Raw genomic sequence first — 21,996 nt, forward strand, 5'->3', positions numbered from 1 at the left:
GATGCTGTTCAATTCGATCCACTTCCTCGTCTTCTTCCTCGTCGTCCTGGCGCTGAACCAGGCGCTGAGCCGCTGGCCGACGGCGCAGAAGCTCATGCTGCTCGGCGCGAGCTACTACTTCTACGGCCAGTGGGAGTGGCACTACCTGCTGCTGGTGTGGTTCTCGACCCTGGTCGACTACGCGATCGCGCTGCGCCTGCCGAAGACGGCGCGGCCACGCCGCCTCGTCGTGCTCAGCGTGATCGTCAACCTCGGCTTCCTAGCCGTGTTCAAGTACGCCAACTGGCTCATCGCGACCTGGAACGGCGGCGTCGACCTGCTCGCGTCGCCGGCCTGGCACGCCACGCCGATCGACCTGCTGCTGCCTGTCGGCATCTCCTTCTACACGTTCCAGAGCCTGTCCTACACGATCGACGTCTACCGCGGCGTGCTGCCGCCGCGTCGCAACCTGCTCGACTACGCGCTCGCCGTCGCGTTCTTCCCGCAGATCGAGGCGGGTCCGATCGTGCGCGCGCGCGAGTTCCTCGCCGAACTCGACGGCGACCAGCGCATCGGCTTCGGCGACGTCAAGTACGCGCTCGTGCTGATCGCGCTCGGCTACGCGAAGAAGCTCGTGTTCGCCGACAACCTCGCCCTCGTCGCCGATCCCGTGTTCGATCATCCGGCCGGATTGTCGTTCGCGCAGACCCTGCTCGGCGTATACGCGTTCGCGTTCCAGATCTAGCGCTTCACCCGCTGGTTGTTGCCGCAGCTGCAGGGATTGCTGTACCAAGACGCTACCGGCACGCGTGCATCGCCTGCCCCGACCCTGGATCGGCCGCGACCATGACCGCCATCGACCGCCTCGTCCGCTGGCTCCGCCCCATCGCGCGGCGACTGCCGGAATGGATCAAGCGGCCGCTGCGAGGCTGGTACTACCGGCGCCCCTCGGCGCTGCGGTTCGGCGACCGGACCTACCGGGCGCGCTTCACCGAGGAAACCGCCACCTTCAGCGAGCAGGCGCAGGTGCACGACCTGCCCGCGATCTTCCACTACTGGTCGAACAGGCACCTGCGCCCGCAGCTCGAGCGATTCGGCTTCGCCAATCCCGACGAGTTCTTCGCGAACTACCTCGCGGCCGCACATGCCGACGCACGCGCGGCGAACCGGCACGCGCGCTTCGCGAGCCTCGGCTGCGGCAATTGCGACACCGAAGTTCGCGTCGCCGCGATGCTGGTCGCGCGCGGCATGGACGCCTTCACGATCGACTGCGTCGACATCAACGACGCGATGCTCGCGCGCGGACGCGAGCTGGCCGCGGCAGCCGGCGTGTCGGCGCAGATCGACGCGGTCCGCGGCGATTTCAACGACTGGCGACCCGTCGCGCGCTACGACGCGATCCTCGCCAACCAGAGCCTGCACCACGTCGTGAACCTCGAAGGCCTGTTCGACGCGATCGACGCGCCGCTGCAACCCGACGGCCGCTTCGTCGCCTCGGACATGATCGGCCGCAACGGCCACATGCGCTGGCCCGAGGCGCTGGCGATCGTGCACGAGTACTGGCGCGAGTTGCCGCGCGCCTATCGTCGGAACGTGCAGTTGCGCCGCCACGAAGAGCAGTTTGAGAACTGGGACTGCTCGATCTCGGGTTTCGAAGGCATCCGCGCACAGGACATCCTGCCGCTGCTGCTCGCCCGTTTCGATTTCGAACTCTTCGTCGGCTACGGCAACCTCATCGATCCGTTCATCGACCGCAGCTTCGGCCCGCATTTCGATGCGGGTGCGCCTTGGGACCGCGACTTCATCGATCGCGTGCACGCGCGCGACGAGGCGGACATGCTCGCCGGCCGCATCACGCCGACGCACATGATGGCCGTGATGCGCCATCGCCCGTACGCCGGACCTTACCTTCATCGCGACGGATTGCCCGCGCACGCCTGCACGCGCCCGTCGGCGGCGACGTAGCCGCGATGAATGCGCGTTCGGTCGCGTCGCGCCTGTGGTTGCCGCCGACCCGCCTCGCCGACGGCCTGCGTTCGCGCGCGGACAATTTCCTGCTGCTGCGCTTCGTCGCCGCCGCGCTCGTCATCTACGGGCACGGTCATGCGGTCGCGGCCCACGCACCCGAGGCCGTCGACGTGTTCCTGCGCATGGGCTGGGGCCGTTACGCGGGCGCGATCGGCGTCGACCTGTTCTTCGTGATCAGCGGCTTCCTCGTCACCGGCAGCTTCCTGCGCCGGCACAGCCTGCCCGCGTTCGTGTGGGCGCGCGCGCTGCGCCTGCTGCCCGGCTACGCCGCATGCCTGCTGCTCAGCGCCTTCGTGCTCGGCGCCGCGTGCACCGAACTTCCGTTGCGCGACTACCTCGGCCACCCGGACACGTACAGCTACGTGTACTCGAATCTCAGCCTCGGTCGCCTGCAATGGAACCTGCCGAGTGTGTTCACGCACAATCCGCGCCACGGCACGGTCAACGGCTCGATCTGGACGTTGCCGGTCGAAGCGCGCATGTACCTGTGCGTCGCGTTGTTCGGCGCGTTCGGACTGCTCGCGCGCCGTGCATGGGCGAGCGCGGTGATCGTCGCGCTGCTCGTGTCCGGCTGGTTCGCGCCCGGGCTCAACCCGCTGGTGTCGATCCCGGAATCGCCGCGGCTCGCCGCGATGTTCGCGCTCGGCGCGCTGTGCTGGCTGCATCACGAGCGCATCCCCGTGCACGGTGCGCTCGTGCTCGTCCTCGCGGCGACCTGCGCGTGCGTGCACGGCACGGTCGCGTATCCCATCGCGTTCTCGCTCGCCGAGACCGCGTTCGTGTTCTGGTTCGCCTACCGCTTGCGCTGGCACGGTTTCAACCGCGTCGGCGACTACTCGTACGGGCTGTACCTGTGGAGCTATCCGATGCAACAGCTCGTCGCGTTCCTCGATCCGGGCGTGACGCCCGCGGGCGACGCGTTGCTCGCGTTCCCGCTCGCGCTTTCGCTCGGCGTGCTTTCGTGGCACGTCGTCGAGCGCCCGGCACTGGCGTGGAAGGATCGCCTGCCGTGGTCGCGCCGCCAGCCGGCATCGACCGACGCCGCCTGAGTCAACGGTTGCGACGCTGCTCGTCGAGCGTCAGCGCGACCTTGTCGCGCAGGTAGACCGGCAGCGCGTGTTCCGGTGCGACGCCCTCGCCGACGCGCGGCAATGCGAGCCGCGCGACGTCCACCGCCTGTGGATAGCGGTCGCCCTCCGCCCATGCGGGTTCGACGCCGAGGCGCGATCGCAGTACCTCGTGGTAGGTCGACCAGCCGCTGCCGACGACGTGGCACGCCGCGTGCGTCGCGAGCGGCACGTCGGCCGCCGGTCCGACCGTCTCCGCACCGAGCGGCTCGACCAGGCCGTCCGCGCCGCGCCGGAACCAGCCCGCGTAGATCTCGCCCATGCGCGCGTCGACGACCGCGAGGATCGGTACGTCGCCGTCGGGCGCCTGCAGCGCGAGTGCGGCGAGCGACGACACCGGCACGACCGGGATGCCGAGCGCGAACGCGATGCCTTGCGCGGCCGATATCGCGAGGCGCACGCCGGTGAACGCGCCCGGGCCGCAGCCGACCGCGATCGCATCGAGGCCGCGGCGCGCGAGGCCCGCCTCGGCGAGCACCTCTTCGCACATCGGCAGCAGCAGTTCGGCGTGGCGCCGCGGCGCGAGTTCGCTGCGCGCGAACAGGCGTTCGCCGGCGAGCAGGGCGACCGAACAGGATTCGGTCGCGGTTTCGAGCGCGAGCAGGTTCATGGCGCCGATTCTAGCAAGGGTCGCGGCGACTGCCGTCCGCGCGTCCGCCGCAGCGGAGCCGCGATGCTCCGGCGAGGCATCGCGGCGGCCGCGTCGCGACGGACACGAAGCGCGCGCTCAGGCACCCGGACCGCGCGAGCCGGCCGCGTACCAGTCCACCCGCCGCGTCAGCGCCATCAGGGCGACGACGGTCGCGAGCATCGCGAGCGAACCCATGAGCAGCGCGTAGTCCTCGCTGCGCACGAGGCCGTACAGCAACGCGTAGACGAGCGCGAGCATGCCGCCGAGCGCGAGGCCGGCACGTCGCTGCGCGAGGATCGCCGCGGCGTAGCCGCCGACGATGCACGCGGTCACGCTCGCCGCCACCGCGTACGCGGCGCCGAAGCCGACGTGCTCGGACAACGCGAGCAGCACGAGGTAGAACGTGCACAGCGCCGCGCCGACGAGCAGGTACTGCACCGGATGCACGCGCAGGCCGCGCAGCACTTCGAACAGGAAGAACGCGACGAAGGTGAGCGCGATGAACAGCAGGCCGTACTTGCCCGCGCGCACGTTCTGCTGGTACGCGTTCGCGGGGCGCACGAGGTTCACGCCGAACGCGCTCGCACCGGGGTCGACCGAAGCCGCCTCCAGCGACGACCAGTGCTGCGGCACGGGCCGATTGAGGTCGAGCACCTGCCAGTCGGCGCGGAAACCGTTCGCGTCGATGTGCCGCTCGGCGGGCACGAAGGCGCCGTCGAAGCCGGGATCCGCCCACGCGCCGTCGACGTGTACTTCGGTCTGCCGCGCGAGCGGCAGCGCCGCGAAGCGTTCGCTGCCGGCGACGGTCAGTTCGAATGCGAACGGCAGCGGCTGCACCGCGAGCGACGGGTCGAACGGGGCCGCGGCGCTGATCGCCGGCAGGTTGCCGATGCCGGCGCCGTCCGGTCCGAACTCGAGCGTGTCGGCGCCGAACCGCAGCGCCGACGCGCGCCGGATGCCGTGCACGTCGGCGATCGGCACGCGCAACTCCGCGCGCCGCCACTGCGCGCTGCAGCCGTCGCCGCCGACGTGCGCGACGTCGCCCGGTACGAAGCGGCCCTCGGCCTTGATCGTCGCGGTGTAGACCACGCTCTCGTAGATGCCGTAGCTGCGCAACTCCGGCACGAGGGTCGTGGCGAGCGCGAGGCGGTCGGGCAACACGAACTCGGTGCGCTCGAGCGTGACCGGCTTGCCGTCGCGTTCGAGCTCGCAGCGCACCGGCACGGCGAGCACCGGTCCGCCGACGACCTGCGGCGCGCCCCAACGCACGGCGATCTGCCGCGCCGCCTCCTGCGCGCGGCCGGCGCGCTCGCCGATGAGGTCGTTGACCTGGGCGAGCGGGATGAGCATCAACAGCGCGAGCAATGCGACCCCGAGCACCTTCGCGGTGACGCCGGGCGTGAATCGCGGAATCATGGTCTGCCTCCGTTCGTCGGGAGCGACCATTGCACGCGCGTCGCGCGGCGCGGTGCGGGCGGATTCGGGCTGATTGCGGGCGGAATGCGCGGACGCGGTGGCGATCGCCGCGGTGGCGTCACTCCGGCGAACCGGGATGACGCCGATCGACTCGGCGCGCCGATGCCGTCAGTGCGCGATCGCCCAGGCCGTCCAGTCGATGCGCGTGCGCAGCGCATCCGCCTGGGCATTGGCCGAACGACCGCAGGCTTCGGCGGCATCGAGCAGGCGCAGCAACGCGGTCTCGCGATCCTGCGCCGACCATGCTGCCTGTGCCGCCTGCAGCGCCGTCACCGCGCTCGCGAGCGGCGCATCGGGGTTGCCGATCGCGTTCGCGACGACGACGAGATCGGCGATCGAGTCGCCGGGCAGGTGCGTGATCGCGAGCTCGGCATGCGCCAATTGCGCGATCGCGACCGGATCGCTCGACGACACCGTCGCCGCGATCGTGGTCGAGCCGCCGTACCCGAGCCGCACGTTCGAGTGCGCGACGAAGCTGCCCTGTTGCGAGAAGTCGAGCGCCCACGACGGCGTCGCCGGCATGAACGCGGAGCCGTCGTCGGCCGCGAGCACGAGGGTGCCGCGGAACGGATCGGCATGGTTCGTCACCGTCGCGGTCAGCGGCACGACCGAGCCAGCGCGCAGCTCGACCGAGGTCGGCGCGAGCGTCGGCAGCACGCCGCCGAACAGCTGCGAAAGCACGCCGGGCACCGCGTTCTCGTAGGTGCCGATCGCCGCCTGCCAGTCGAACGCCGCGTACGCACTGCGGCCGCTGCCATAGGCGTTGGTGAGCACCGCAGGCACGCGCCGCTCGACGCCGGCCCAGGCGCACGCGCGTGGATCGATCGTGATCTTCGCTCCGGCCATGCGGATCGTGTCGCCGATCAGCGAGCACTTGAACAGGCTGCTCGAACCGGACGCCTCGATGCCGCCGGCCGGCGCGAACACGTAGCCGCCGAGCGTCATCGACGAGGTCGCGAGCTTGACCGCATCCGGACCGTGCAAGGTCGTCGCGAACTGCAGGCCCTGGTAGTACGGGTCGAACGTCGCGCTCGAGCCGGAGAACTGGATCGAGCCCGTGCTGACCAGCGTCACGGTGCCGCTGAAGCTCGAACCGGCGAGCTTCACGTCGCACGGGATCCAGTACACCCCTGGCGGCAGCACGATGCTGCTGCCGTTGCGTTGCCAGCGGTGGCTGCGCGCGCATTCGGCCGACTGGTCGAGGTAGGCGCCGCCGAGCGCGGCCTGCACCGGACCGCCCGGCCGGAAGTCGTCGAGGTTCGTGAGCTGCGGCAACGGCTGCGGGCTCACCGCGCGCGGCGGCACGCTGAACGTGTTCTGGCTGCCGCTGTTGGCGAACGTCGTCACGTAGTGCACAGGACCGTCGACGGTGTTCTGCGCGCCGGTCCAGCGGATGCCGCCGTTGGAATGCACGGCGCCGTGGCTCTCGTGCTGGCTGCCGCTCCACTCCAGCGCGGTGTCGTTGCCGGTCGCGTTCGCCCACAGCGCGATCGCGCCGGGGTTGTCGCCGACGTCGACGATGCGCGCATCGCTGAACACGGTCGCGGGCGATGCAGCGGTCTGGATCGCCTGCGCGCCTTCGGACAGGCGATGGTCGGCGCTGGCGGCGACGACCGGGCTCGCGACGTACGTGTCTGTGTGCGCACCGACCGCGAGGTTCGCGCTGTAACCACCGGCGATGCTCGCGAGAACGACGTTGCGCGCCGTCGCGCCGCTGTTGCGGATGCGCCAGGCCGTGTAGCGGTCGCTGCCGTCGGCGTTGCGGACGCGGCCGAGGCCGGCGAGCGAGAGGCGCGTATTGCCGGTGCCCGCGTCGCTGCCGTAGTAGCCGATGTCGACGCGGCCGTGCGCCGCGAGTTCGTCGGACAGGCGGCCCTGTTCCGGCGTGAGCGGCAGGCGACCCGTGAGTTCGGCGAGCACCTGCGCCGCCTGCGGCACGACGATCCGGCTCGCGAGGGTCGGTGCGAACGTCGCGTGCGCGGCACCGCCGGGAGCGGTGGCGAGCACGTCCAGCGACGCCGCGTTGATCGACGCCAACGCGTCCGACGCCGCGAGCCCGTTCGCCTGCGCGAGCGCGTCCGGCAAGCGTGCCCTGCCGTTGGCGACGAGCAGGCCGTCGCCACGGTGCACGCCTTCGCGCACGAGGCGCAGGGTCGTCGCATCGGCCTCGACCTGCGTCGCGAGCAGCAGGTACAGGCGATAGGCGCCGCTGCGCACGCCCGCCGCGAAGTCGGCCGGCGTCGTCGCGAACGTGACCGCGTAGCCGAGCGTGCCGAGCTGGGCGGCGATGCGCGTGCCTTGCGCCGCGGGCATGCCCGGGTCGACGAGCGCGAGCGCGGCCTTCTGCGGCGGCGCGGCGGCGAGCACGACGTCGGCGTCGAGGCTCAGCAGCAGCTGGTAGGTGTCGACCGCGAGCGCCATCTCGTGTGCATTCGCGCCGCTGCCGACCGTCGCGCTGAGTACCGCGAGGTAGGTCGTGCCGACGCGACCGCGCGTGATCCAGCTCGCCGTGAACGGCACGCTCGCGCCGACGCCGATGTTCGACACCTGGTCGAAGCGCTGCATCACCTCGCCGGTATCGGGATCGACCAGGGTGATCGCGAGCGGCAGGTTCGCGAACGCGCTGTTGCCCTGGTTCGCCGCACTCGCGTCGAGCGCGAGCGTCGCGCCGACCGGCAACGTCTTCGGCGTCGCGCCGATCGTGCCGACGAGGCCGAAACCGGTGTCGCTGCTCGAGACGACGTTGTAGGCGGTCTCGACGTGGCTGAGCAGGTTCGACTGCGCGTCGAACAGGTCCTGCTTGACCGCGTAGATGCCCGGCGCGGCATTGGCGAGCGTCTGCGGCACGCTGAAGTCGAGTCCCTGGCCGGCGAGCAGCTGGGCGATCGAGTACGTGTGCGTGAACTGCAGCGCGTCGGTCGCGTCGTAGACGTCGACCACCAGATGCAGGTTCGACAGCGTCGCGTTGACCGATCGGCTCTGCACGTGCGAGAGGATCTGCACGCGGTCGCTCGGGTTGTAGCTCTGCCGATCGGTGTGCACGGTCGACGTCGCCGCCGTGTTGGCGCCGTCGGGCAGCACGTTGAACGTGGTCTGGCCGCGCGCGATCGTGCGGCCGGCGTCGGCGAGTGTCGCCTTCACCGTGTACTGCGCCGGCGCGATCGTGCCGATCGGGAACGGATCGGTGACCGGCAGCGAACCGCCCTGCGGGATCGTCACGTCCTCGCGCGTGACGTGGCCGACGAGCGCGCCCGCGGCGTCGTAGACGTCGACGACGAGCGTGCCGTTGACCGGGATGCCGTCGCCGTTGACGAGCGTGGTGGTCACCTGCGCGATCGCGTTGTTCGGATAGTCGGGATGGTCGGTGACGACGCCGAGCGAAACGACCGAGTCCGCGGTGACGACCGGCACGTCGATCGGCATCGTGACGATCTGCTGGGTGAAGCTGTTGGCGAACGTCATGTGCGCGTCGGACGCGACCGCGCGCTGCTCGCCCGGCTGCATGTCGACGAGGCGCAGCGCGAACGCGAGGTCGCGGCCGTCCTCCGTGACGCCGGTCAGCGCCCAGCTCACGACGAGGTTGCCGGCGGCGTCGGTGGTGCTCTGGTCCGGCACGGGCACGAAGTCGGAAGGCTGCACGTTCGGCGGGAACGTCGCCGACACGGTCGCGTCGATGCTGCCGAGGCGATCGAGGATCGTCGGCAACCAGATCGCGACCATCGTCGTGGTCGACTCGTGCGTGCTCATGATGCCGTTCGAACTCGTCCACGAGCCGTCGCCCTGCTGCTGCGTGAGCAGCCAGGCGACCGCCTTGCGGATCGCCGGATCGCCCGCCGACGGGTTCGTGTAGTCGATCGCGAGGCCGACCTGCGCCGTGACGAGCGCATCGCTGCCGTAACCGGTGTAGCGCCCCCAGCCACCGTCGGCATTCTGGTTCGCGCGCAGGCGCGTCGCGATCGTCGCCATCGCGGCCTTGATGTTCGCCGCGCGCGCGAGGTTCGACGCCTCGTAATAGCGGTACGCCTCGCCGAGGCCCCACAGCTGCTGCGCGAGGTGCATGTTGTCGTTGGTCGCGACCGACTGCCCCTGCAGCCAGGTCGTGCCGCGATCGATCGCGGTGTCGTAGTGCGCGAGCGAATCGGCGACGGTTTCGCTCTGCGGCACGAGCTTGTAGATGCCGCTGCGGCCGCTCGCGACGTAGGCGACGCTGCCGTCGGCGAGGTGCGTCATCTGGTTCGCCTGCGTGTAGGTCAGGCGCTGGCCTTCCCAGGCTTCGCTGAAGCGATAGATGCCGTTGGTCGTCGACAGCAGCCAGTGGTCGCCGTCCTTGAACAGCTGCAACAGGTTCGGCGGTGCGCCCGCGCCCTGCATCACTTCGAAGGCGAGGCTGACCGTCTTGTCCGGCGCGACGCGATAGACGCGGCCGTTGTAGTAGTCGGGCACGTAGAGGCTGCCGTCGTCGTTCGGCGTGATCGTCACCGGCTGCTGGAACGGTCCGTTCTGCACCCAGATGCTCGCCGCACCCGTGTCGTCGAAGCGATAGACGTTGCGGTTGCCCCAGACCGTGCCCCAGACCGTGCCGTCACTGCCGACCGACAGCGTGTCGAAGCCGGTCGCCGGCAATGCCACGCGCGTACCGTCCGCATTCAGGCGATAGACGTTGCCGGCGGTGCTCACCCACACCTGGCCGTCGGGCCGCTCGACGATGCTGCGCGGGTCGCTCATGCCGGTCCACTTCTGCACAAGCGAACCGTCGGGGCGGACCAGGTACACCGTCGCCCCGCTCTGGTCGGAGTAGTAAAGGTTGCCGCTCGACGCGGCGAGCAGCGAGCCGCGGCTCGAACCGGGCTGGCTCGCCAGCAGCGTCGCGCTGCCCCAGGTCGGCACGCTGGCCGGCGCGTTCGCGCGCAGGAAGTCGCCGACGCGGCGCAGGTTCGACAGGTTCAGCATCGACATGCTGATGTCGTTGTCGAACCAGGCCGCGTTGTAGTCGGACGACCAGTTGCCGTTGCTCGCCTGGAAGTTCACGACCCAGTCGCCCGCGCGCTTGAGCACGGCCGGGAATTCGCCGAGGTTGTGGTAGCCGAGCAGGCCCCACAGGGTCAGTGAACCGAGGCGACGGTAGTAGCTGCAGCAGTACCCCTGCGTGATGCCGCCGTCCTGCCCCTGGTTGGTCGAGACATTGTTGAGGATCGCGTTGCGGTCGAAATCGCTGAAGGACGTGAGCTCGCGCGTGAGCTCGCCACCGATCAGCGCCTGGTTGCCGATGTGGCAGCTCGAGCAACGATTGGTGTCGATCCACGTGCGCGCGGCGGGATCGTTGAACGCGACCGCCTTCTGGATCGCGGTGCGGATCAGCGGTGCGAGCGGATCGCTGATCGTCGCGTGCGCGGGATCGGCGCCGCTGACGTGGATGTTGCCCTGCACGGTGCGCGTGCCCGCGAGCACCGTGTCCGGCGTCGCGCTGAACGCGGCCTGCGCGACGTTGCCGACGTAGAGGCTGCCGGTGACGCGCCCGAGCGCGGGGTTCGCCGCGGTGACGACGAGATCGAAATCACCACCCGCGGACGGCGTCCAGTTGCCGAAGTCGAGCGAGGCGAGTCCGCTCGGCGCGAGTTGGCCGAGGTCGGCGCTCGCGCTGAACGCGATCGCGCCGCTGTGCGTGTCGACCACGGCGAGCTGCATCGGCTGCGCCGGGAACGCGACATTGCCGTCGTTCTTGATGACCGCGGCGAGCGCCACGGGCTGGTTCAGGCCGGCCTGGATCACCGGCGGATCGGCGGCGACCGTGCCGCCGAAATGCGTCGTCGCGACGATCGTGAACGGCGCGACCTGGTTGACGACGAGCGTGCCGAGCGGATTCGTGCGCGTGACCGAACCCGGCTGCACGACGCGCAGTTCGAACTGGTAGCTGCCCGGTGCGAACGTGCCGGTGTTCCAGCGGCCGATGATGCCGAGGTGCTCGCCCGCCGCGAGCGAGATCGCGCCGATGCCGAAACCGCTCGCATCGGTGAGCGGCCCGCTGCCGACCAGTGCGTGCGCAGCGTCGTACACCTCGAGCAGGAGTACGCCGTCGAACGTGGTCGAGCCGCCGTTGACGAGCGTCGTGCTGACCGCGAGGTTCGCGTTCGAGCCAGCACTCGCCGGCGTGACCGTGAGCGGGCCGAGCGTGACCGCGTCGGTCTGCTGCGCGACGAGGCTGAAGTCCTGCGCGTAGTCGCCCGGCGCGGTGATCGTGAAGGCGAAGCCCTGCGGCACGTAGCCACTCGCCGAAACGTCCACCGCGAACGCGGTGCCGACGATGCCCGCAACGGCATAGCTGCCGTCCGATCCGCTGACTGCACTCGGCCCGCTTTCGACGGCGACGGTCGCATTCGCGATCGGCGCACCGTGCTCGTCGAGTACGCGGCCGTGCAGCGACGTCGTCATCTGCGCGGTCTGCAACGCGATCGCGCCGATGTCGTTGAGGCCCTGCACGAGGCTGCCACTGACGACGACGCCCTGGTAGCCGTTCGCCGACACCGTCGCGCTGAACGCACCGACGTTGACGCCGGTGAACACGAACGTGCCGTCCGCCGCAGTGACCTGGGGCGTACCTCCGAGCACGACGCTCGCTCCGGCGATCGGCTGGCGCGTCGTCGCGTCGACGACGCTGCCCTGCAGCGTGGTCGCCGGCGGCGTCACGTTGGTCGGATACAGCGTCGGCGAGAAGACGTAGTTCGTGCCGGCGACGAAGGTCACGCTCGCCGTCACCGTGCGATAGCCGCCGAGGCTCGCAGTGATCGTCGCCGCACCCGGCGGGATGGCGCCGAGCTGGTACGCGCCGCTCGCGTCGGTGAGCGTGGAACGGCTGCCGACCGAGACGATCACGTTCTGCAACGCCTGGCCGGTGTTGCTCTTGATCACGCCCGACAGGCTCGACGTGGTCGCGACGGGCGCGAGCGCGATCGCGCCGGTGTCGAGGTTCGTCGCGGCGACGACCTGGATGCCGAGCGCGCGCGACTGGTAGCCGCTGCGCGACAGCTGCAACGTGTAGTTGCCCGCCGGCACGCCGGCGAGATGGAAGCCGCCATCGCCGGCGGTGGTCGCGGCGAAGCCCGCGTTCTCGGCGAGCTTCACGCTCGCGCCGGAAAGCGGCTGGCCGGTCGCCTGGTCGACCACGCGCCCGCGCACGTCGCCGCTGTCGATCGTCGTCGGCGGCGCGCTCGCGTACCACAGCGCGTGCAGCGCGAGCGCGGTCACGTACGGATCGTCGCCCCAGCTGCCGTTGCCCGCCTGCGCGGCGTCGAGGGCCGCGACCAGCGGCGGCAGCGCCGCGCTCTGCGACGGCTGCGTCGCGAGCGCGAGCAGGCCGTACGCATCCTCGAAGGCATTGCCGTAATCGTGCGCGACGTTCTGCGCGCCGAGCAGCCACGTCGTCGCCGCGGCGGCGACGACGCCGTTCACGTCTTGGTCCGACCAGGCGTCCGCGGCGATCAGCACGTTGGCCGTGAGATAGACGGACGACGCGTCCGACACGCCCCAGCCACCATCGGCGAGCTTCGCCTGCGCGAACCACGCGAGGCCCTCGGCGGCGACGGGCGCCGGTGCGCCCGCGGCGCGCAGCGCCTGCAGGGCGAACGCGGTGTCGAGCGCATCGCTGGCATAGCTGCGCGTGAGGCCCCAGCCGCCGTCGTCGTTCTGCAGCGCGAGCAAAGTCGCGACGTCGTTCGGGTTCGGCTGGCCCGCCGCTGCGGCCGCCTGGATCCGGCGCGCGACGTATTCGACGTTGCCGTCGCTGTTCGCCGCGATGACGCCCGCGAGCGAGGCCGGCGTGCTCGACAGCGCATGCAGGGTGACGAGTGTCTCCATGCGCGCCTGCATCGGCGTCGCGATCGCGGCGCCCTCACCCGCGAGCGAGCCGTTGCCCTGCACTTGCGCGCCGAGCCAGTCGACGCCGCGCTGCACCGACGGCGGCACCGCCTGCGCGTGCACGCCGCACGCGAACGCGCACGCCAGAAGCGAGGCCACGACGGCCCGGAAACGCGCCACTCCAAAGCACAGGTTCATTTCGTGAACTCCTCGACGACATCGAGTCAACTCGACAGCCGCTTCTCCAGAAACGGAAATCCGTAGGTGTCCAGTAGATGGAACACCTTGTTCAACGCTGGCTCGATCGCGCGATCGAGTTCGTGATCCGGAATCTCGATCGCTTTCGCGATGCTTCCCCACAGTCCGAATTCGATCCTGTCCGCCCGGGCCAGCAGCTTCTCGATCTCATCCATGGTGACCGCAGGATTCGCGCGCCGCATGTCGGTGATCGTCATCTCGCGGACGCGGCGATAGAGGTCGGTCGTCGATGCCGCGCGGATCGCCTCGTCCTGCAGCGCGATCGGCGGGTCACTGACTTCGATGAAGCGCGATCCGTCGACGAGGTCGTCTCCGACCAGCGGCTCGTCCGTCAGCTGCAAGCCGCCGCTGGCCGGGACGCTGGGGTTCACGTGCCAATCCCATCCCGGCAACTCCTGCCACGACACGCCTTCGGACGTCCAATACAGCACGGCCGTGATCCATTGTTCGTTCGCCGTCCCGCCTAGCACGATCCATGCACGGTGGAGGTCGCCGACCGCTTTCGAATACACGTCGCAACCCGTCCAGCTCGTTCCGGCCAGGCTGACCTTGGTCTTCGGATAGTCCGGGTGGGCCGCTTTCATACGTTTCGCAACCTGGCTCGCGAAGCGGGTTCGAAGTGCCTTCAACATTCCGTGATTCCTCCCGAGGACTCAGAGGCAGCCGCCTGCCGTTTCCTCGATGAACATCGCGAAGTCGACGAACCCGCCGATCACGGAGACGGCATCGACTCCGGACAGCTCGCGCAGCAGCTTCTCGCGATTCGCCTTCGCCCCAGGGCCGAGCTTCTTGCCGGAGACGATCAACACTTCCCGTCCTTCCGCCGCCGCAGCCTTGATCTGGTTGACGAGTCGCATCATCGCTTCACTGCCCGCCTTGGGAATCTGATACTTCGATTCGATCGTGCGCAGCTTGCCCGCCAGCTGGACTTCGAAGTCGAGATTGATCTTGGTTCCCTTCAACGCGGCGCCCTTCGCCTTTCCAGGGCCGACGCATTGCTCGATGATCTTCTTCACGCCCTTCTCGGCGAGTTCGCCGAGGCGATTGAATACGCTGCGGCCGGCTCCCTGCGCGAACTGCCGCCCCGCTTGCTGGCCGGCGAGGTTCAGATCCGCCTGGATGTCCTCCGCCGCCGACGTTTCGGCCAGCGTCATGTTGCCGCTGGGATCGGCGTTGTTGACCGGGTCGTTGCCCGCGTACAGGTAGCGATTCAGCGACGCGACGCAGCCGAGGCATCCACGGTACGCGTCGGGGGCGGTGAAGCGGGCGATGCCCGGGTCGTACCAGCGGGCGCGCAGGTAGAGCAGGCCGGTGTCGGCGTCGAAGCGCTCGCCTGCGAAGCCGAAGGCGTTGTCATCGCTTCCGGTCGACTCGACCCGATTGCCCCAGGCATCGTAGCCGTAGAACTGGATCGCAGCGCCGCTCGCATCGCTGAGCGCGACGATCGAACCGAGGCCGTCGTGGTGGTAGTAGGTACCCTGGCCGCCGCGGAAGCGCAGGATGAGCTCGTCGCCGTACACGTATACCGCGGTCGCGTGGCCCGCCGCGTCGTACTCCGCGACGATCCGCGCAGCGTCGTTGTTCGCGTCGACGAGGAAAGCCGTCGTCTGCGACGAGCCGCCCGCGCTCTTCGTGCGCTGCGAGAGATTGCCGTCCGGTGCATACGCGTACGTCAGGCCGACGCCGCCGGGAAGCGCCACGCCGGCGAGGTTGTGCTCGGCGTTGAACGTGTAGGTCGTCGTCGCGCCGCCCTGCGTCCTGCTCGCGATCTGTCCGTTGGCATCCCACGCGTACGTCGCCGCGCCGCTGCCGGTCGCTGCGGTCAGGCGATCGGCGCTGTCGTAGGTGTACCCCGTGTTCGCACCGTCGAGCGTCTGCGCCGACCGGTTGCCGACGGCATCGAGCGTCCAGGTGGCCGCGTGTGCGGGCAGGCTGCGCGTTTCGCCGGTGAGGCGCGCCGCGCCGTCGTAGCTCCATCCGATGTCGCGGACCGAGCCGTCCGGCGCGTGCTGGCTCAGCGCGGTGCGCTGGCCGGCAGCATTGAGCGTGTAGCCGCCCTGCACGAGCACGCTCGCACCGTGCTTCGTTTCGTAGGCGGTCAGGCGATCGTTGGCGTCGTAGGCGTACGTGGTGACCACACCGTTCGGATCGTCGCGTTCGATGCGCCGGTTCGCCGCGTCGTAGCGGAACGTGACCGTCTGCCCGAATGCCGTCACCGACGCGAGGTTGCCGGCCGCGTCGTAGGCATAGTCGGTGCGGAAGCCTTGTCCATCCGGCGTCGTCGCGACGATGGCCGTACGTTGTCCGGCCGCGTCGTATTCATAGTGCAGCTTCGACTGGTCGGCATTGGTGACGTCGACGAGGCGATCGCGCGAGTCGTAGCCGTAGCGCGTGACGGTGGACGCACCGTTGAGCGCACGCGTGAGGCTCGCCACCTGGCCGCCTTGCGTGTAGGTCGTGCTGAGCACGGTGCCGTCGACGAAGGTGCGGCTGCGGATGCGCCCGGCGGCGTCGTACTGGTATCCGCTCGCGTTGCCGGCGAAATCCGTGCTGTTCGTGAGACGGCCCGCCGCGTCGTACGCCATCGTTTGATAGCGCGCGTCCGGCAGCGTTATGCTGGTCGCGCGACCGAGTGCGTCGTAGCCCCACTGCGTCGCATGGTTGAGCGCGTCCGTCTGCGACGTCTTGTTGCCGAGTTCGTCGTAGCCGTAGGCGGTGATCTTGCCGAGCGCGTCCGTGACCTTGTTCATGCGCCCGTTGCGGTCGTAGCCGAGCGTCGTCGTACGGCCGAGGGCGTCGGTGTTGCCCGTCTTGCGACCCGCGGCGTCGTAGGCGTACTGGCTCGCACTGCCGTCGGCCCACGTGGTCCGAGTGCGTCGGTTGGCGGCGTCATAGTCGTGCTGCACCGCGTGGCCGAGCGCGTCGGTGACCTTGGTGAGCTTGCCGACCGCGTTGTACTCGTAGTCCGTGGCATTGCCCGCCGGGTCGGTCGACTGCGTCTTGCGGCCCGCCGCGTCGTACGCCGAGTGCGTCGTGCGACCGAGTTCGTCGCTGCTCGCGGTCTCCTGGTCTCCCGCGTCGTACGCGGTCGTCGCGCGGCTGCCGTCCGGATTGACGACGGCGACGGCTCGATCGAGCGCGTCGTATTCGGTCCGCGTCTCGCGACCCGCGCGATCGGTTTCCTTGATCACGTTGCCGTTCGGATCGCGCTCGGTGGCGGTGCTCGTGCCGTCCGGGTACGTGACGAGCGATTCGCGCCCCAACACGTCATAGGCGTAACGGGTCATGCGCCCGAGCGGATCGGTCAGCGATGCGAGCTGCTTCTGCGCGGTCCATGCGTAGCGCGTGATGTTGCCGAGCGGGTCGGTCTCGGTCGTCAGGTTGCCGTCGGCGTCGTACACGTACGTCGTCGTCAACGTCTGCGTCTGTCCGGCCACCACGCGCGTGCGCACGGTGGTGAGACGGTTGCCGTCGGCGTCGTAGGTGTACTTGGTGACGTTGCCGAGCGGATCGGTTTCCTGCGTCTTGCGACCCTGCGCGTCGTTCTGGTACGTCGTGGCGTAACCGGTCGGATCCGTGAACTGGACCAGCTGGTCGAAACTGGAGCCACCCCAACCGAGCCCGGTCGAGTGACCGAGTGCGTCGGTGATCGAGCGGAGCATCCCCGGATCGGTGTAGCCGAACGTCGTCGCATGACCGAGCGCGTCGGTGACGGATTCCACGCTCTGCGGGGTGTGGTTCCCCATCATCGTGTAGAAATTCCAGTCGGTCGTCGTCGTGTGGCCGAGCCCGTCGGTCTGCGTCAGCACCGTGCCCGACGGCGTGTCGTAGGTCGTCGACGTCGAACGGCCGAGCGGATCGGTCGTCGCAAGCAGGTTGCCGAAGGCGTCGAATGTCGACGTCGTCACGCCACCGAGGGCATCGACGACCTTCGTGATGTTGCCCTGGTCGTCGAACGTGTAGGTCTTCGTGTTGCCGTTGCGATCGGTAACGGCCTGCGTATGCGTGTCGAGATCGCGCTGCGACAGGTCGATCTTGTTGCCGAGCGCGTCGTACTGCGCGACGAGGCGGCCGCTCGCGTCGTACTCGTTGCGTACCTGCTGCACGCCGGACGCGTCGGTGTAGTTCGTCAGCAGGTGGGCGAGCGCAGCCGGCACGGTCGCGTACTGGTTGCGACTGACCTTGTTCGCCGGGCTCGTGATGCTGTCGAGGTCGCCCGCAGCCGTGTAGGCGTACTTGACCTTGCGGCCGGACGGATCGGTGACCTGGGTGATGCGCCCTTCCGCGTCGCGCGTGAACTGCAGCGCGGCGCCGTTGCCGGCGAACGCGCCCTGCGCGTTGAGCACGAGCGTCTGCCCGTTCGGGTCGGTGATCTGCACGACCTTGAACGTGTTCGCGCCGTCGCTGCTCTTCAGGATGTACTTGAAGTTCTCGATCGTCGTCAGCTGGTAGCTCTGCGAGTCGTATGCAGCGCCTTCATCCGGGTCGAACACGGTGCCGCCCTGGTAGAGCAGGTCGCCGCCGTCGAGCACGTCGAGCGTACTGGTCGTGCCCGGGCGCGGGTTGAACGCCATCGAGAACACCGCAGGCACGCCGCCGGTGGCGCATTCCTGGCTCGCGACGACGTCGAACTGGTGCACCTTGCCGTCCGACAGCGCGATGCTCACCACGCGCTTGCCGATCGGGCGGATGCAGAACGTGAGGAAGCCCGGCTGGTACAGCTCCCATTGCTCGCCGAGCGGCTTGTTCCGCTGCAGCTTCACGTTCTGGTACGACAGCGTCCAGCCGTAGCCGAAGTCGCCCTTCTCGTCCTTCCGGCGCGAATCGTAGGTGCGCGTGATCGTCAGCGGCACGCCGCCGACGTCGAGCTGGATGTCGTTGAAGCTGACCGTGAACGCGCCGATCTTGAGGTCGCCCTGCACGACCACGTGCTGGACCGCACTCGCCGAGCTGCCGTTGGCGTCCCAGGCGACGAGGCCGAGGTCGTACTGGCCGTTCTCGACCTGGGTTGGATCGAACGCGCCGAGCGCCCCGTTGACCGCACCGGAACCGCGCGCGAGTTCGCGCCAGGCGTTGCGGCCGGTCGGCGACACCGACAGCGTCCACAACGTGGTGTTCGCGTCGGAGACGACGCCGCTCACCGGCGTCGGCTTCGTCAGTACGTCGCCGTCCGCGGGCGCGGTGATCTGCACGGTCGGCGGCGTCGTGTCGCCGTCGACGTGCACGCCGAACGCACTGCTGCGCACGAGCGTGCCCTTGTTGTCGGTCGCGTTCGCGACCACCGTGTGGGTGCCCGCGCCGTGCGCGGCGACGTGCGCCTGGCCGTTCGCGTCGAGCGGCACGTTCGTGCCGTCGATCGCGAGCGACTTCGCGACGGTGCCGGAACCGCCGGTCGTCGCGACCGTGATCGTGACCGTGTCGCCTTCGTTGACGAACTGCGGCGCGACCGCGAGGTTGAGATCGAGCGGCATCACCTGGCCGATCGTCAGCGTGAACGCCTGCTCCGCCGTCGCATGGCCGTCGGAGACGCGCAGCGTGATCGGATACGAACCGGTGACCGGGCTCGCCCAGGCGAGCAGGCCCGCGCTCGACAGCGTCACGCCGTTCGGCGCGCCGACGAGCTGGAACGTGAGCGCGTCGCCGTCCGGGTCGGTCGCGGTCGCGAAGTACTGGTACGCCTGGCCGAGCGCGCCGCTCGTCACCGGCGCGCTCGTGAAGTACGGCGCGTTGTTCGTCTGCGGGCCGCCCGGCAGGCCGGTATGGTCGACCGTGTCGACCGCGCTAACGACCGACGTGCCGATGTCGCCGAGCGCGCCGGGCAGGCCGTCCCACAGCGCGCACAGCCACCACTGGCTCAGCACCGTCGGCGCGCCGACGAAGTTCGACCACGGCACGGTACCGTAGTCGGCGAGCAGCGCCACCGCGGCGTTGTAGTAGTTCGCTTCGACCGTGAGCGGCCCCTGCAGCGCCGCGGCGACCGCGTCGCCCTGTACGCCGAGCGCGGGGCCGGCGAGCGCGAGCGGCAACCAGCCGCCGGCGACGTCGAGTTCGGCCTGTTCGCGACCGCTGATCTCGTAGTCGCCGCTGCCGGTGGCCGTGTCCTCGAGCACGTAGCCGACGCCGTTCCACGCGCCGACCGCGACACCGGACTGGCTGATCGTCGCGGTACGCCCCGACTGGATCGCGTCCTGCATGACGGTGATCGTCGCCGGATCGACGCCGAGCTGCGGCAGCACCGTGGCGCCGTTCGTCGACGTCGCGCGGTAGATCTTCTGGCCGGACGTCGTCGCCGCGTGCAGCGCGCGTACCGCGGATGCGGCACTGCCCGCGTGCGCGGCGTCGGTGAACAGCGCGTCGAGCAGCAGGTGCGTGTACGCCGACGCGCGTTCGCCGTAGGTGCGCTGGAACGCCTGCGCGCGCGCCGCGTTCGCGTCGCTCGCGACGGCGGTGCGACCGATCGCCTCGACCGTGAGCGCTACGCCGGGGAATGCGACCGACTGCGGCAGCCCGTTGGCCGACGTCACGGTCGCGTGCGTGCTCACGCGCACGATCGTCGGCAGCGGATAGCCGACGATGCCGCACGCCTTGCACATGAGTTCGGTGTTGCCGGCGACCGTCGTCGCGTAGGCGAGCGCCGCATAGTCGAGCACTTCACCGACGAGCCCGTCCTGGCCGAGGCCGGCGTACTGGTGCGCGGCGAGCTGGCTGCCCATCGCCGCGAGGCGGTCGCGGCTCGCCGCGAGCGTCGCCGGCGATACGCCGTTGCCGATCAGCGCGAGCGAATGCGTTTCGCCGGCGACGACGCGCGTGCCGGGCGCGTAGCGCCAGTCGCCGACCTGCGGATCGAAGATGCCGACCGCGCCGACCAGCGCGGTGCCGAACGGCACGCTGCCGCCGCTCGCGGCGACCGTACCGTCGATCGTCAGCTGCACCTTGGTGCTGACCGTCGACGCCGACACGTTCGCCGGCAGCGGGTTCGCGTTGAGGCGCGCGGCGAGTCGGCTGTCGTCGCCCGCGCTCGCGCCGGGGAACGTGAGCGTGAGCCGCTTGCCGACCCACTTCGGCAGCGATTGCGACACGCTCGCGAGCGCGTGACCCTGGCTGCGTTCGAACTCGTCCGCGTAGACGCCGTACTGCACCTTCCAGCGCAGGGTGTCGGGCAGGTCCGAATAGACCGCGCCGAGCGCGACCGTCTTGTACGGCAGCGCACCCGCGAGCACGGGCAAGCCCTCGCCGATGATCGATTGCGCACCGAGCACGTCGGCGACCGTCGCACCCGGCTTGTGCGACTGGATGTACGCGTCGACGCGGCCGGTGAAGTCGGCGTATGCGGCGGCGAGCGTGGAGAGGTCGAGGCCGCTCACGCCGTCGGCGCTGATCGACGCGCCCTGCGCGATGCGCGCGGACAACGCGGCGGTGTCGAGCGTGACGCCGGTGCGCACCGGCAGGCCCGCGCTGTAGCGATACTGCTTGTAGGACGCGTCGAGCGGCACCCAGGTGGATGCGCTGCGGTTCACCGCGCCGCGCGACGGGTTGAAGTCGACCCACGCCTCGACCCACACGTGCTCGAGGCGCAGCGCACCGATGCTGCCGCCGCTGACGACGCCCTGCACGGGCACGCCGCCCTGGTCGAACAGGCTGACCGCCGCCTCCGGCGCGGCGACGCCGCCGACCCAGTTCTGCGCGGCCGCCGCGGGCACCTCGATCGTGCCGTACGCGTAGCGCGCGGGCACGTTGCTCGCGCGCAGCAGCGCGACGAGCAGGCTCGCCGTGTCGTATGCATTGCCGCGGCGCGTCTGCAAGGTCGCGTCGGCGCCCTGGATCGAACCCCAGGTCGGCGTGAACGCGACATGGTCGCGTACCCAGTTGTAGATCTGCACGGGGTTGTGGCCGAGCGAGTCGGCGAGCGAGCGGATCGCCGGTGTGAGCACGACGTCGTCGTTCTCGCCGAGATCGGCCGGACCCGGCGGCACGAATGCGTCCACTGCGGCATCCTTCGCGACGCCTTTTCCGGCGCGCTTCGCCGGCGGTGCGGGCGGCAGGTAGGTAGCCGAGCGGAACGATTCGGCGCTCGCATGCGGCAGTCGCTCGCCGCGGTCCTGGGGCACGACGAAGCGCGAACGCGCCGGCGCGGGCGCTGCCTGCGCCGCCGGCGCTGTCGCGGCAAGCGCATCGGGCGGTACGACCAGCGTGGTGGATGCCCCCAGCAGCGTGCATGCCGCCGCAAACGCCATCGTCGCGACCGGTCGCACCATCGTCCATCGGCTCGTGTTCTTCATGCAGCGTCCTCGAATGCACCTTGGCCCGCGCGCGCGCGCGGCCGCGTCAGGGTCGTTCTCTTGAAGTTCGTCGTGATGCAGCGGCGCGGAGCGGCGGCGCGATGGCGTGGCGCCAACACCGGGGCGCGATAGGACGGCAGATCCCGCCTGCGCGAACGCGGCACGCCCTCGTGGACCCATGCGACACACCCTTTCTCCGTCCATGGCCGAAAAAGGCCGGAGCCGCCGCAAGCGCTCGCGCGCCCGGCTTGGCTCATCCGCAATCGATCGTCCGCCCGCAGATACCGGCGTTGCGCCGGTGTTCTCCCCTGCTGGGTCGAGCAATCACGCTAGCACGCGATTCCTGCAATGAAAAGTCGATGCCATG

The 21,996-nt window shown here is 69.9% G+C and carries 8 protein-coding genes; 3 read left to right on the forward strand and 5 right to left on the reverse strand.

Going from position 1 to position 21,996, the window contains the following annotated elements; genetic code table 11:
• The first annotated feature begins 1 nt into the window (after position 1).
• The 3 genes from FHW12_RS12665 (at position 2) to FHW12_RS12675 (ending at position 3,056) form a co-directional block, all read left to right on the forward strand.
• The gene (locus FHW12_RS12665) at positions 2 to 724 is read left to right on the forward strand and encodes an MBOAT family O-acyltransferase (RefSeq protein WP_182531404.1); all 723 of its coding nucleotides are present in this window, start codon (positions 2 to 4) and stop codon (positions 722 to 724) included.
• A 101-nt stretch (positions 725 to 825) separates the two neighbouring features.
• Entirely contained in the window at positions 826 to 1,944 is a 1,119-nt protein-coding gene (locus FHW12_RS12670; protein ID WP_182531405.1) for a class I SAM-dependent methyltransferase, read from the forward strand.
• A 5-nt stretch (positions 1,945 to 1,949) separates the two neighbouring features.
• Positions 1,950 to 3,056 carry an acyltransferase family protein gene (locus tag FHW12_RS12675; RefSeq protein WP_182531406.1) on the forward strand — a complete coding sequence of 369 codons (1,107 nt, stop codon included), beginning with the start codon at positions 1,950 to 1,952 and terminating at the stop codon, positions 3,054 to 3,056.
• Between the two features lies 1 nt (position 3,057).
• On the opposite strand, the gene tsaB is transcribed toward FHW12_RS12675, so the two are convergent.
• The 5 genes from tsaB to FHW12_RS12700 all read right to left on the reverse strand — a co-directional run bounded on the left by tsaB (position 3,058) and on the right by FHW12_RS12700 (position 21,629).
• Positions 3,058 to 3,744 carry a tRNA (adenosine(37)-N6)-threonylcarbamoyltransferase complex dimerization subunit type 1 TsaB gene (gene tsaB, locus FHW12_RS12680; RefSeq protein WP_182531407.1) on the reverse strand — a complete coding sequence of 229 codons (687 nt, stop codon included), beginning with the start codon at positions 3,742 to 3,744 and terminating at the stop codon, positions 3,058 to 3,060.
• Between the two features lie 117 nt (positions 3,745 to 3,861).
• Positions 3,862 to 5,181, reverse strand: a complete 1,320-nt coding sequence (gene creD, locus FHW12_RS12685) for a cell envelope integrity protein CreD (RefSeq protein WP_220484448.1) — start codon at positions 5,179 to 5,181, stop codon at positions 3,862 to 3,864.
• 168 nt (positions 5,182 to 5,349) lie between these two features.
• Positions 5,350 to 13,251 (reverse strand): carboxypeptidase regulatory-like domain-containing protein, encoded by a 7,902-nt coding sequence (locus tag FHW12_RS12690; protein WP_182531408.1) that lies wholly within the window; start codon positions 13,249 to 13,251, stop codon positions 5,350 to 5,352.
• Between the two features lie 65 nt (positions 13,252 to 13,316).
• A complete protein-coding gene (locus FHW12_RS12695) occupies positions 13,317 to 13,982 on the reverse strand; it encodes a hypothetical protein (protein WP_182531409.1) in 666 nt (221 codons plus the stop codon).
• Positions 13,983 to 14,003: 21 nt separating this feature from the next.
• Positions 14,004 to 21,629, reverse strand: coding sequence for an RHS repeat-associated core domain-containing protein (locus FHW12_RS12700; protein ID WP_182531410.1), 7,626 nt, complete (start codon positions 21,627 to 21,629; stop codon positions 14,004 to 14,006).
• Positions 21,630 to 21,996: the final 367 nt, after the last annotated feature.

The sequence above is a fragment of the Dokdonella fugitiva genome (genome assembly GCF_014138265.1).
Lineage (GTDB): Bacteria > Pseudomonadota > Gammaproteobacteria > Xanthomonadales > Rhodanobacteraceae > Dokdonella_A > Dokdonella_A fugitiva_A.